The 13,546-nt window shown below is 36.6% G+C and carries 12 protein-coding genes and 1 pseudogene; 12 read left to right on the forward strand and 1 reads right to left on the reverse strand.

Features of this window, described 5'->3' with window-relative positions; genetic code table 11:
* Positions 1–431: 431 nt before the first annotated feature.
* The 11 genes and pseudogenes from ltrA to ACIFUW_RS13955 all read left to right on the forward strand — a co-directional run bounded on the left by ltrA (position 432) and on the right by ACIFUW_RS13955 (position 9,355).
* Complete coding sequence (gene ltrA, locus ACIFUW_RS13905; protein WP_002305177.1) at positions 432–2,309, forward strand: group II intron reverse transcriptase/maturase; 1,878 nt, start codon at positions 432–434, stop codon at positions 2,307–2,309.
* A gap of 130 nt (positions 2,310–2,439) precedes the next feature.
* Positions 2,440–2,817 (forward strand): annotated as a pseudogene (locus tag ACIFUW_RS13910) (ATPase); the annotation flags it as partial.
* Positions 2,817–4,022 (forward strand): glucosaminidase domain-containing protein, encoded by a 1,206-nt coding sequence (locus ACIFUW_RS13915; protein ID WP_002296365.1) that lies wholly within the window; start codon positions 2,817–2,819, stop codon positions 4,020–4,022. The pseudogene ACIFUW_RS13910 and the gene ACIFUW_RS13915, both read left to right, overlap by 1 nt.
* Before the next feature lie 15 nt (positions 4,023–4,037).
* Positions 4,038–4,682 carry a hypothetical protein gene (locus tag ACIFUW_RS13920; RefSeq protein WP_002296371.1) on the forward strand — a complete coding sequence of 215 codons (645 nt, stop codon included), beginning with the start codon at positions 4,038–4,040 and terminating at the stop codon, positions 4,680–4,682.
* Positions 4,683–4,692: 10 nt separating this feature from the next.
* Positions 4,693–5,499: a hypothetical protein gene (locus tag ACIFUW_RS13925; protein ID WP_010729790.1), complete on the forward strand. Its 807-nt coding sequence runs from the start codon at positions 4,693–4,695 to the stop codon at positions 5,497–5,499.
* A gap of 21 nt (positions 5,500–5,520) precedes the next feature.
* Positions 5,521–5,751, forward strand: a complete 231-nt coding sequence (locus ACIFUW_RS13930; RefSeq protein WP_002313120.1) for a hypothetical protein — start codon at positions 5,521–5,523, stop codon at positions 5,749–5,751.
* 556 nt (positions 5,752–6,307) lie between these two features.
* The gene (locus ACIFUW_RS13935) at positions 6,308–6,583 is read left to right on the forward strand and encodes a hypothetical protein (protein WP_002302849.1); all 276 of its coding nucleotides are present in this window, start codon (positions 6,308–6,310) and stop codon (positions 6,581–6,583) included.
* 41 nt (positions 6,584–6,624) lie between these two features.
* Positions 6,625–7,047, forward strand: coding sequence for a hypothetical protein (locus tag ACIFUW_RS13940; RefSeq protein WP_002302844.1), 423 nt, complete (start codon positions 6,625–6,627; stop codon positions 7,045–7,047).
* A 19-nt stretch (positions 7,048–7,066) separates the two neighbouring features.
* Positions 7,067–8,659 (forward strand): MobP2 family relaxase, encoded by a 1,593-nt coding sequence (gene mobP2 / locus ACIFUW_RS13945; protein WP_033582318.1) that lies wholly within the window; start codon positions 7,067–7,069, stop codon positions 8,657–8,659.
* Between the two features lie 20 nt (positions 8,660–8,679).
* A complete protein-coding gene (locus ACIFUW_RS13950) occupies positions 8,680–9,015 on the forward strand; it encodes a hypothetical protein (protein ID WP_002302842.1) in 336 nt (111 codons plus the stop codon).
* Positions 9,016–9,160: 145 nt separating this feature from the next.
* Positions 9,161–9,355 carry a hypothetical protein gene (locus ACIFUW_RS13955; protein WP_002302840.1) on the forward strand — a complete coding sequence of 65 codons (195 nt, stop codon included), beginning with the start codon at positions 9,161–9,163 and terminating at the stop codon, positions 9,353–9,355.
* 135 nt (positions 9,356–9,490) lie between these two features.
* On the opposite strand, the gene ACIFUW_RS13960 is transcribed toward ACIFUW_RS13955, so the two are convergent.
* Positions 9,491–10,741: an IS110 family transposase gene (locus ACIFUW_RS13960; RefSeq protein ID WP_002297404.1), complete on the reverse strand. Its 1,251-nt coding sequence runs from the start codon at positions 10,739–10,741 to the stop codon at positions 9,491–9,493.
* A gap of 409 nt (positions 10,742–11,150) precedes the next feature.
* On the opposite strand from ACIFUW_RS13960, the gene ACIFUW_RS13965 reads away from it, so the two are divergent.
* Entirely contained in the window at positions 11,151–13,523 is a 2,373-nt protein-coding gene (locus ACIFUW_RS13965) for an ArdC-like ssDNA-binding domain-containing protein (protein WP_002305801.1), read from the forward strand.
* Positions 13,524–13,546 lie beyond the last annotated feature (23 nt).

Raw genomic sequence — 13,546 nt, forward strand, 5'->3', positions numbered from 1 at the left:
CGAACTAGCGAATGTACTGTCCGAAAGGCATAGCTCCTAGAAATGGGAGAGACAGTGAGCAAAAAATCACTCATTGTGCTAACTTGTGGTTGAGTAAAAGTCGTTGTTATGAAAGACCATGCTGCGTTACAGGCGTAGGAGAAGTTAGGGGGCAAAAGCTAGCATCTAAGTTAAGGCATGTGGATAGATATAAGGGAACAGGGGAAGCCATCAACATGGAGAGTGCATACTCGATGAAGTGGTAGTAAGAAATATGTGAATGACAAATAACTTACTTTAGTGATGGTGAAAGTAGAGTCACGACTGATGAAGGTTCTGTAATGGAACTGGAGGAACAGGCTCGATTCGTCTGTAAAAGTCATGAAACCCGTTCAACCATGGGATTCTCGTATGACTAAAAAGGTCACGAGCCAATTGGAGCGTGATAAACCATGACAAAAGAAACAAGTCCAAAAGATAGGAAGTTGCGGCATGCAGAATATTATGGCATGACGGAAATCTTCGATAAGATATACTCCAAAAGTTTGAAGGGAGATAATTTCAAGAATCTAATGCAGATTATCATTTCTGATAACAACATTGTCCTAGCATATCGTAATATCAAGAGAAATCACGGTAGTGTGACAAGAGGAGAAGATGGAGTAACGATTAAAGATATTGAAAATCTCAACCGTAATGAATTCGTAGAAATTGTTAGGAAGCGATTCGCACATTATAACCCTCGGAAAGTAAGGCGTGTAGAAATTCCTAAATATAATGGTAAATTAAGACCGTTGGGTATTCCATCAATATGGGATAGAATCGCGCAGCAATGCATCTTACAAGTATTAGAACCAATATGTGAAGCAAAATTCAATAATCACAGCTATGGTTTCCGCCCAAATAGATCAGCAGAACACGCAATAGCAGATTGTATGGCCCGAATGAATCAAAGTCACATGGAATATGTGGTAGATGTAGATATCAAAGGTTTCTTCGACGAAGTCAATCATACTAAACTCATGAGACAAATCTGGTCTATGGGTATACGAGACAAACAGCTTCTCTTAATCATTAGGAAAATGTTAAGAGCACCCGTAGTACTTCCAAATGGGAAGTTGATATACCCAACAAAAGGAACACCACAAGGCGGAATACTTAGCCCATTACTTGCGAACATCAATCTCAACGAATTTGACTGGTGGATAGCAAATCAGTGGGAGGAAAAAGATGCCAAAGAGCTAAAACATCATTTTAGGAAAAATGGAGCTTGGGATAAAGGTAATATCTATCACAAGCTCAGAAAGAGTACAACTCTAAAAGAAATATACCTAGTGAGATACGCAGATGATTTTAAAATTTTCTGTAGAAATTATAATGAAGCGAAAAAAGTTTTCTATGCAACTAAAATGTGGTTACAGGAGCGTCTAAAGTTACCAATATCTGAAGAAAAGTCAAAAATCACAAATCTTTCAAAAGAAGAAAGTGAATTTTTAGGCTTTACGATGAAATTAGTGACCAAAGGTAACAAAAAGGTTGTTAATACGCATATAGGTACAAAAGCACAAAGCATGATTAAAGTGAAACTAAAAAAACAAATCAAACGAATTCAAAAAAGTCCTAATAGCAAAGATACCTTTATCTATATTGGAGTCTATAACAGTATGGTTATTGGGATTCATAATTACTTCAAAATTGCGACTCATTGTAGTGTAGCAATGCGAAAAATTGCAAGAGAACTCAGACCAAGTTTTGAAATACGACTACGAGAACAAGGAATCTCAAAAGAAGGACAATACGGAAAGTACGAAGGATACAAGCCTTACCTACGGTCAGGACAAATACGATATATAAGAGGGTTTCCAATATTACCAGTAGGGTATATTCAACACAGACATCCGATGTGTAAAAAAAGAAATATTAATAAATACACCGAAGAAGGTAGGGAAGCCATTCATAAGAAGCAACAAACCGTAGAAGAATGGAAGATATCGTGGTTGTGTAGCAATCCAGTGCTTAGTAAGAGAGCAACGATTGAATTTGCGGACAATCGAATTTCAAAATTCATCGCTCAAAAGGGAAGATGTGCAGTAACAGGTGAGGAGCTTATCTTATCTGAAATGCATTGTCATCATATTATCCCTTATCATGAAAGCAAAAGTGATAGCTATGAAAACCTAGTGATTGTTACTGAGGAGGTTCATCGGGTAATACACGCTACACAAAGTGAAACGATTGAGGAACTTCTAAAATATCTAAAATTAAATCCAAAACAAAAAGAAAAACTCAATGAGTTGAGATTAAAAGTTGGTAACGAAGAAATATCTTAATAAATATTTGTAGGACGGGAAAACAGAATGTCTTTTATAGACGAGGGAACGCCGTATGCGGTGAAAGTCGCACGTACGGTGTGGACTGGGGGAAAAGACGGAGATAATATCAAACTCTTACCTATCAGTATCGATTAATCCAGATTTTATTGAAACGGTAAATTATGTCACAAACTTTCAACGAGAAATGCGTAAAGTAGAAGCAATGACTGTTTTAGCTACACAATCCCCACAAGAAATGGTGCCAGAAAATATGTCTTCTGATAACTTCTCGAAACTGAAGAAAGTCTTTGAATTTTCTTCTACGAAGATCTTTATGCGTATGGATGAATCTATTTTACGTCATATAGAAGGATTAGTGGGTAAATCAATGACGAACTCAGAATTAGAATCCATTCCTCAACAAAATCAAGGAGACGCTGTGATCAATTTTGGCTCAAAAGAAACCATTCGTGTTCATTTTAGTCCGAACAAACGTCAATTAAAATTGTTTGATGGAGGAAAATAATGGAAAACCAAAATGAAAGTTTAATCAAGCAGTATGTTAAGCGTCGTGCAAAGCGGCGCTTATTTTTGTGGTTGTTTGGTACTTCTGCAGGTTTGATTACTATTTTGATCACTGTGTTCGTGACCCTATTTCTAATACTTGCGGCGGGCTCGATTGATAATTCGGATTCAGATTCAAGCAGTGGTGGCGAAGCTTTTACAGGAGAATATTCGGAAGGCTTACCGATTTATAAAGAAATCAAAGGAAGAGGCCCTTTTTCTGATGAGATTGCGCAATATGCCGTAGGTGCAGCAGTGAAATATAAATTATTACCAAGTGTGATCCTTTCGCAATACGGTTACGAATCAGCGTTTGGTACATCGGCGTCCGCAAGAAATGATCTCAACTATTTTGGGATTACTTGGTTTGATGGTTGTCTGTTTCCTAAAGGAACTGCACGAGGAATTGGTGGCATTGAAGGTGGCTGGTACATGAAGTTTCCCAACTCAAAAGCTGCATTTTCCTATTACGGCTTTATGGTAGCCACACAATCCAATTTTAATGCTTGTGTAGGAAATAAAAGCCCTGGCGCAAGCTTATTGATCTTAGGACGAGGCGGTTATGCCGCTGCAGGAATTACGGAAGATAGTCCGTATTATACAGGTTGTATGTCAATTATCACTTCTAATAAATTAACCGAATATGATGAATTCGCCATCAAACATTGGGGTGAAGGTGGCAATAACAACGGCACGATTACTGGTGAATGGACGAATCCATTCCCTGGCAGCAGTTTAGATAAAAGTTCCTTCAGCGGTGGTCAATTATTTGGAACGAATCCAGGCGGTGAATTCCGTCCGAACGGCTTCCATGATGGATTAGATTTTGGTTCAGTTGATCATCCAGGAAGTGAGATTCATGCGGTTCATGGCGGAAAAGTCGTGTACGTTGGCAATCCTGGTATTTCAGGTTTGGGCGCGTGTGTGATCGTGATTAATTACGATGGCTTGAATATGGTGTATCAAGAATTTGCAAATAGTACAGGAAATTCTCGAGTGAAAGTAGGCGATCAAGTGAAAGTTGGTCAAGTAATTGGGATACGAGATACAGCACACTTGCATTTAGGATTTACTCGAATGGATTGGCGTCAAGCACAAGGACATGCATTCATTGATGATGGTACATGGATCGATCCGTTACCATTTTTGAATAGCAGTAAAAAATAGATCAGGAGAAAAAATATGGAAAATAAAACGTTAAAAATCGTCTTAACAGCTGCAATTAGCGTTAGTTTAATCGGCAATATTGCGTTGTTTTGGCAGCTGAAAGAGGAACAAGCAGCAAATACCTATAAAATTGAAGAAGTGGCTAAAAACGCGTCTGAGAAGCTCAAAAAAAATTCCTCTGAGGCACAGGCGAAGATCGACAAGTTAAATCAAACCATCAATGAGAAAAACCAAGAAATCGATCAGCTGAAGCAACAAGATGGCACAAAAGCAAAAGAGGAAGTAACTGAAGCACAAAGAAAGACGGCAGAAGAGTTCGGTCAATTGGCCATTGATAAATCATTAAGCAGAAATGAATTAACGGAAAAACTAAAAGATGTCGCAACCCAAGAAGTGATCGACAAATTAAGTCCTACAGACGATGATCACCAACATGATGATTACGGAAGTTACTCCTTTACATTAGGTGACGTGCAAACTTACGCTCAAACAAGCAGTGTAAAAGAGGAACAAAATTTTGTCGTATTTGTTGATTATACAATCGGCAATCCGCAATTCAAAGATGTCAAACCACAAAAAATAAAAGGTGGATTAACTGTCACTGAAAAACAAGTAGATGGTCAATGGAAAGTCATAGACTTTAGTTATTTCACTCGTTAGGAGGAAGAAAATGAGTAAGAAAAAAGGAGAAAGACAACGTTTCAAAAAACGAAAAAGTTATCTTAGATGGCTGGGAATCTTTATGATTCTCGGCTTTTTGATTCTTGCTAGTCCGATTTATACGAATCAGAAGGTAGATATACCAGATGAGGTAAGCACGAACGCCTTTTTAAACACGAAAGAGCTGACAATGGTTTCAAAAGAAAAAGGAGCGAACCAGCAATTAGTTTTTGAATTTGCGATCGATGATGAAGATCAAAGCTTGTTAAAAGAACTGGCTAATCTTAATTATCGCGTAGAAGTAAAGACAGCTAAAGGGGATTATCAAGCAATACGAGCCAAAGTGATTAAGGTGTCTGATGATTATTTTGCAGTGAAGCTAACGCATGTACCAGAAGAATATATCGCCATGCGTTTAACCATTATTCCTGAAAAAATTGATCCAAAAGTGGATATGCAAGAACCACAAGATCTGATTTATTACGTGCACGAAGATAAGGTTAAAGATCAAGTGAAAGATGAAGATTATGAACAACACGCGATCAATTACAAAGTGAAAGGATACAAGAAAGAACAAAAAGCAGCTCAAAAACAAATGGAATCTTTCCAAGCAACCATTGATTTGAATGAAGAATTAGTGAAGAAGCTAAAAGATCAATTGCCTTATCAAGTCGCAGATGATCAGGAAAATACTGAAAACAAGATTAATAGCTACCAGCAAGAAATTGAAACATCGAAAACGCAACTGAAAGATCAAGAAGAGATCATTCAAAAACTTCAAGAAAAAATTGATCGTATGACAAAAGAAAAGATTTAGAAGGACAGGTGGAGTGAAAAAATGAAGCGAACAAACTTGGCTGACAAAGATACTTTCGCTGAGCAGAAAGTATTGATTAAAGCCTATCTCAAAGTTGTAAAAGCTAAAGAAATATGTCGAGAAGTGAATTTATCTAACACAACAATATCTGAGTTGAAGAATGGTCGAAAGAATTTAGATACTTTAAAATTCAGATCATTTGAAGCTCTATATGTAGCTGCTAAAAAATATTTTACAGCTGATAACAAATAAAAAACAGGAGTATTTTATGTGAAAAAAGTATATAAAAAATGCTTATGAATCAGCTATATCACCTTAACCATTTGTTAATGAGATGGGAGAAAACATTAACCACGATTCTAACGCAAACATCAAGCACATAAAACATTTAACACTCCTCCTTTCTGGCTGAAGATTTCAACCAAACAGGAAGACAGCGTATCAATTATAGCATACACTTTTTCTTAAATTCATTTTTCATATGACAAAATATTTCCTTCTAATCGACAAAGTTAGAAGGATTTTTTATTGTCTAAATACACAAATAACCTTAATTTTTAAAGAGCATAAGGAAACGTGTACCCACTTTCAAAATAAAGTGGGTAGATAGGCTGTGCCTATCACGTTTCTGAAAAAAATAAATGACCCCAAAATTTTCAATTTATGTGTAGGTTTATGGGTAGCAAAAATATGAATGTGGGCAGCAAAAAGTTCATTTGTGGGTAGTAAAATTCAAATGTGTGTAGCAATGTGTGTAGCTACACACATTGCTACACACGCTATAACATATAGTGAAAAGGAGATATTTATGGAAGTAAAAATAAGAGATATTGATGAAAAAACGATTCAAAGAATTGACCGAAGATGTATTGAATTAAGTGAACGCACCGGGACTAAATGGAGCCGAAATCGATACCTAAAAGTTTTGATTGAAAATGATTTTGACCATGAACTTATGGATCATAGAAAAGATCAATTTGATCGGTTGTTAGAAAAATTTGTGGATATTCAAACTTATAATACGAAAATTTTAGAAGAATATATTGCAACAAATAATCAATTAATCGCCTTGTTAATTGAATAATAAAAATAGTATTGTGAATTTATAAAAGGAGGAAATCAATTTTGGCAAAAGCAACAAGAAAACATGTATATCTTTACGATATGCATATCGAAGTACTTGATGAAATAATTTCTACTCATGAAGATATATCTAATTATAGTGAAGCAGTCAGACATTTGTGTATGATGTATGATCCAAAAATCGAAGAAAAAATAAATCCAATTCAAATTAAATTGAATGCAATGGGAAAAGAAATTTCTATATTAACCGAAATGGTTTCAGAGTTTGCGGATCTTCATTTGAAAGATACAGGAATACTAATTGGTACAAATTCAACTGTCTATCAAGAAGCAAAAGAGCGTGTGGAAGGGAAAATAAAAGCGAATCAAACGAAAAAGTATTCTCCTAAGATCAAGAAACCAATAAATGAATCTGTTCATGCCAGAGTAGACCCGTTTGATCCAACAAAGTTTTTAAAAAGATAAAAAGTAGAAGGGGAACATGATGAATAAATCGCCTGCAGTCATTCTCACTTGTCAATTTACCTTGCCCAATAAAAAATCTTTTTCAACATACATTGATTATATGACAAGAGAAAAAGCGCTGGAAGAAAAGGAACGACGCACGCCGGACGAAGAACAGGAACTGCAACGAATCAAGAATGCTTTAGAGGATTTTTATATTCCTGAAGGAGAAACTTTTTCGGAGAGTAAGACAGATAAAGAATTCAGTGAAACGTCGAATGAAGCTCAATCGTTGATGGAACATGGAATCAATTTTGACAAGTTAGAGGAACAAGATTTTACCAAATATCTTTCTTATATGACCCGTCACTATGCGTTAGAACAAAAGAAAGAACTGACGCAAAGGGAACAAAAAGAATACCAACGGTTGAACCAAGCAATGAAAAAATATCAAACAGAGCCACATAAAAAAGCTTCAGGAAATCTTCCTGGAGTTTTTTCTATGGCTTCAGACGAAGTGAAAGGAAGTGATCTGAAGGAGATCAAACAAATCTTCCAAAGAGGGCAACAAAAAGGCTCAATCATTTATCAAGATGTTGTCTCTCACGACAATTCGTATCTTGAAAAAATGGGCTTGTACGATCCCAAAACAGATACCTTAGATGAAGAAGGATTAAAAGCAGCTGGAAGAAAAATGATGGAGACATTATTCGAGAAAGAACAATTGAATGAAACAGGTTACTGGATGGCAACGATTCACCGTAACACTAAGCATATCCATATTCATTTTGCAGTTGTTGAAAAAGAAAATACGCGTAAACCTTACACGGAGGTTGAAAATGGTGTGAGTTATATCGTACCGAAAGGTAAGAGAAGACAAGCAACATTAGACGCAATGAAGACCAATTATGTACATGAGTTAGAACGTTTTTCTTATGAAAAGGATCGAATGATTGGTATGGAGAAACGAAATTTATTGACGCGGAAAAGTGATTTGCGTAACACCTTAACAAAAGTGGTAAAAGAGCCAGCGCGTTACGATCGACACGCAATGAACTTATTAAATGAAGTATATAAAACCCTACCTGACAAACGTTCGGAATGGCATTATGGGGATGAAAAACGAACCAAACTTTCACCATACACAAGAGAGAAACTCGATGAGTTAACCAAATATGTGTTAACAAAAGAACCTGAATATCAAGAATATATACAGATTTCAAAATCATTGAAAGAAGAAGCAAAAAGTCTTTATGGGGAAAGCAAGAGAGAATCAAAGGATGCAGAAAAAAATGCTCTCTTTGATTTGAAGAAGCGCACAGGAAATGCCATTCTAACAGAACTGAAGAAACAGGATAGTCAAATAAAACCTTTAATAGAAAGTATGGATCAGATGCAATCTATTTACAATGAACGATCCTTTCGAACGCTTAAACAGTTACCAACGAATGAATACAAATATAGTTACGAAGAATTCATGAAGCGCAGGAAACAATTCCAACAAAGAGTTGTCACGCAACGGAGTTTGCGTCAATTAAATCGAACGATTAATGCCCATGAAGAAAAATACCACGCAAGTAAAGCCTACGAAGAGCAACAACGAAGAATTCAAATGGAACAAGAAAGACAGTAAAGACAGTAGGAGGAATAGCAATGAAACAATATTTAGATCAATGGAAAGTTATAGAAGGATCATTAAGAGAAGAACGAATCGAACAACTTCCCGATTGTTTAGAAAAAGAGCATTTGTTTCAGATAAGAGAAATGTTGAGAAACGAACAGTTTGATCCAAATCAATTTTTAGTCGTTGAGTACTCAGCTACTGGTGTGTACTGTTGTAATCATGTGAAGGGTGAAAAATATTTTATCATTCAAGAATATGAGGGCAAGTTAGCGCCTTATTATACTACTTGGGAAATGAATGAAGAGGGGATCAATAACTTCCCGTGTAAAAGCATTGAAGAGTCTATTTCACTCACAGAATGTTAGTTGTTAAGTGAATAAAAGAAGTAAAAGAGTCCTGAACGTAATTGTCCAGGACTCTTTTTTTCAATGAATTGTTTTCCGCCAATTCAATGAGTGGTGCGATTTGCGACTACATTATATCAAAAGAAAGAGAAGGGAGGAAGAAGAAATGGCTTATTCAACGATTGGAGTTGTTGTTGAAAAAAGCAGAGACAATCTCGTTTTTGTGACAGAAATTCAAACGGGCAGAGCTTTTGTCGTCACAGACAAAGCGGCAAAAGCGTATCAAAGTGGCGATATTTTAACGTTAAATCTGACTACGAAGACGTTCGTCGATGCGGCAGAAGATTATCCATTTGTTTAGTCTAATGGTGATAAGTCAAGATGAAATTTAAGATTTTCTTTATTGAGTAATATGTTTTGAAGCGCACGAAACTAGACCCGATCAAAATCAAATTTTTTTCGGGTTGATTCAAGGATTTGCGTCAATAACGGATTGTTATTTCTCTATCACACTCCTTGGTGGCGTATAGAGTTGGTGTTTACGTAGTAGCGTATCCACCAGACGCGTAAATTTTCTTGCGGTTAGGACGAGTGCACGTTTGTGTTGATGCTTTGGAACCTCCTTATATTTACTTTGATAAAAAGCTTTGTATTCAGGAAGATAATTTTTTACAGAGTTGGCAGCTTCAACTAAGTAGTATCTAAAATATCGATTTCCTTGTTTTGTCAGAGGTGTATTTTGCGACTGATAGTTTCCAGATTGGTTCACTTTCCAACTTAATCCAGCGTATTTTGCCAATTTTGTCTGATCTTCAAATCTTTCGATTTGACCAATTTCAGCGATTAAACCGGCAGCATAGACTTTACCAACGCCTGGAATACTGGTTAAGCATTGATATTCTGGAATGACAACAATTACTTGTTCGATGGCTTTATCTAATTCTTTGATATTTTTTTCAAGTGCTCGTATTTCTCGTACGAGAACACTTAAAACAACATTAATTGATTCTTGTGCAAGAGCACCTAGGCGGTAACTCATGGTAATTGCACGTTGAATTGCTTTAGCGATTTTTTCTGGTTGCTTGAAACGGCCTTTTCCTTTTTCTTGAAGTAAATCACAGAAAGCTTCTAAAGGAAGCTCAGCAAGTTCATCCAATGTGAAATCTTCCGTCATGAGTGAAATGAGGGTTGCACTAAAAAGACTCGTCGATTCGTCTCGCATTTCTCGAGCAAGCGTATTACATTTGTACGTTAGATTTTCAAGAAAATGTTGCTTTGTACGAATCAATTGCTTAATAAGTTGATAGCGAGTACGTGTTAAACGCTGTAAGGCCATGTATTTCTCTTCTTTGATAGGGGAAGTTGTGAATCGTTGAATACGCAAGAAATCAGCGATTCTTAATGCATCGTTTCGATCAGTTTTATTCTCATCAAACATGCGACTAAATTGTTTCACCCGAAAAGGATTTTCAATCGTTACAAGTGTGTTGAGCTTCTTTAGTTTCTCATCTTCATGAAAAAACATGGAAGGATGGAAGCTGTACATGGACGTTGACTCCATGCCAATCACAATTTGATCAAAGTGGTAGCTGTCATTGAATTCAAGAATTGTTTCTCGTATGAATGAAGCACCTTCGATGTCATTGGCAACAGAGATTTCAGATAAGATAGACAATTGATTGTCGTCTGTTAAAAAACAAACATCTAGTTTTTCAGAGCTAACGTCAATACCGACAAATAATTTCATGGAAGAAGGACCTCCTTTCGATATAAATTTTGGAAAATGCTTCGATACTGTGGGATTTCCCAGAAACTCACTGTATAGCCACAACCTCGCCTAATAGAATACGGTGATAAAAGAGCTAGAAGCTGCCTTCCAAACTACTATTTGAAAGTCTAGTCCATTATCGAAACAGCTAATGAGTTGGTAGTGATAACAGTGGTTCGGGTAACAGACTAAACAGGGTAGACAAACGCTACAGGAGGAAATAGCAAATTCCCGTTGGATCCTTTCCATACATCCATTGTACTCTGAGAAATCACACAATATCGAAACAAATTCCGTTAGGAATGTGTTATTCAATAAATTTTATAATCTAGAAACATTTTGAATAAAAACTATTAGACAAATGATATTTTACGAGGAGGAAACGGACATGGCAGAAGAAAAAGAACCACTAGACAATAGTCGCTTGGGAAAATCCAAAAGAAAATTAGTACGATTGCAAAATGAATTAAACGAACAAATTGAGAAGATGTTTGAACACCAGAGAAAGACCAACGGTCAGCCAATGAACGATAAGAGAAATGGGCATTCTTGGTTTAGGCAACAAGAACGTTTAGAAAACAAAGTGCATAGTCTGAGAGAAGAGATCAAGCAACAAGAAAAACAGGTAGAAAAACTTGAAAGACAAGAAGAGCTAAAGGAAATGGGCTATAACAAGTACGGCGGCCTGGATATGACAATCGAAAATATTCCAAGAATCAAAGAAGAAATCGAACGCTTTGAAAAAGGTGAATCGACTTTTTCAGCCGCTACGATCCGAAAATACCAACGGAAATTGGAAACATTAGAACAGCTGAAAGAAAGATCAGAAAAAGGAAAAGAAAATCTTCTTCCTGAAGTACAAGCAATTATTGACAGCGGACGAGTGACGCAATGGAAAAAAAATCCAACCATTTATTTTTTGAAAGACTATCGAAAAGTTGCTTTAGAACTGAATGAAAACGGGGGATTTGAGGAATCAAAAAAATACCAAGCCACGTCGGAAGAGGAAAAAGCAGCTGTTCGTGAATTACTTGAAGAGGCTGCGCCAACTGATTCTTTGAAGGAGAAAGAAAACGATCATTTCTATCGAGTAGAATTCAACGAAAATGATCCAGAAAAAGGATTGAAAAGTTATGGTGGGGAGATCGTAACATTAGAATTGATCGATCAACTCAAAACGTTGGATAACCAATACGCCGCAGAAGCAGGTTATTATAAATTCTATTTTGAAGAAGTGAAGAACGGAGAAGTAGTCGATCAGATCCGAATGGATCTAGGGGATGGCGTCAACAGTAATCAACCCATCTATTTAGAGTTAGCAAAATTGTGCGAACAAGTACCTGAAAAGGAACAAAAACAAACGGTCAAAAATGAACCTGTTTCGAAAGAACAAATGCAGTCGAAAGAAACAAAAACAAAACAAAAGGGCTATCAAAAACGAACGGCAGAAGAGATTAAGCAAGAAGTCAAATCCCTTTCGCAACAGGCACTGGATGCGGTGAAAAAGCATACCCATTCTCCTGAAGACGTGAAAGAACTTTTGAATTTTATGTCTCGTTTTCCAGAACGATCCTTTAGAAATCAATTATTGATTGAGGAACAATTTCCAGGTGCAACGGCTTGTTTAGGTCGTGCTGCGTTGAAAAAAGAAGGAATCTATATCAAAAAAGGGGAACAAGGGAACAAGATCTTTGTCAGAAAAACGGTCAAAGGATTTTATGAGAAAGGACGTGGCTTTGTTCGAGAAACAGAAGCTACACCAGAAGATAAAAAACGAATCGAAAGTGGTCAAATCGAAGTGATCAAAAAACCTTACTACACGATTGAAAAAGTGTTTGATATCACACAAACACAGTTAAAACCTGAAGACTATCCGAAAATCTTTCCGAACCGTGTCTTTGATTTTCAATTGGATAAAAAAGGACAGTCAGAACTTCAAGCTGGGATTCAAGCGGTAGCCAACAATATTGGAATACAAATTCGAGATATGACAGAAAGTGAAGTCTATCAAAGAGAATTAGGACAAGCACGGGGGGCGTATGTTCGTAACGAATTTACTGGCGAAGAAGAAATCGTCATGAATACTCGAAATACTCCTACGCAGCATTTAGCTACAAGTATTCATGAATTAGCCCATGCAAGAATGCACAAATTTTCAGAATTAGATACCGCAACTAAAGAATTGCAGGCAGAAATGACTTCTTATATTGTGTGCAAACATTTTGGAATGGACACTTCGGAGAAAGCTATTCCTTATATTGCAGCATGGACGAAGAATGGTCAGACGTTGGATGATAAGGAAGCGGCGGAACGTGGGAAAATCATGAATGATGTCAGCCGTGTCGCAAATGAATTCATTCAAACCATTTCTAATGAAATCAATCAATACAGAGAAAGAGAACCAGAGATCCAACCAGCAGAAGTGAAGCAGGAGCATAAAAATACTGTAGAAACGGCAGAGAATAAGAATATTGTGCCCGTTGGTTCACTTTGGATCGACAAGAAAGACGGGAAAGTAATGGAAGAAGATACGGGTCGAACGTTACATTTGAAGGATGCGGCGTTTATTGAAGATCCGCAGCATAATCAAGTGATTTTAAAAGGAAAAAGTTATGGAAAAGAGATTCAAACGGCGTTACCTTCAGAAGAATTTGCGCTAGGAAATCCATTCCGATTTTCACTTGAAACAGTGTCAGAAGTGGCCAAACGAAAAAATGAAATCTATTATGAACAACAATTGTCACAAAAAGAACGCGTATAAAACAAGTAAAAAAGACTATCTGA

This window comes from Enterococcus sp. PLH-Efm8 (assembly GCF_053011625.1).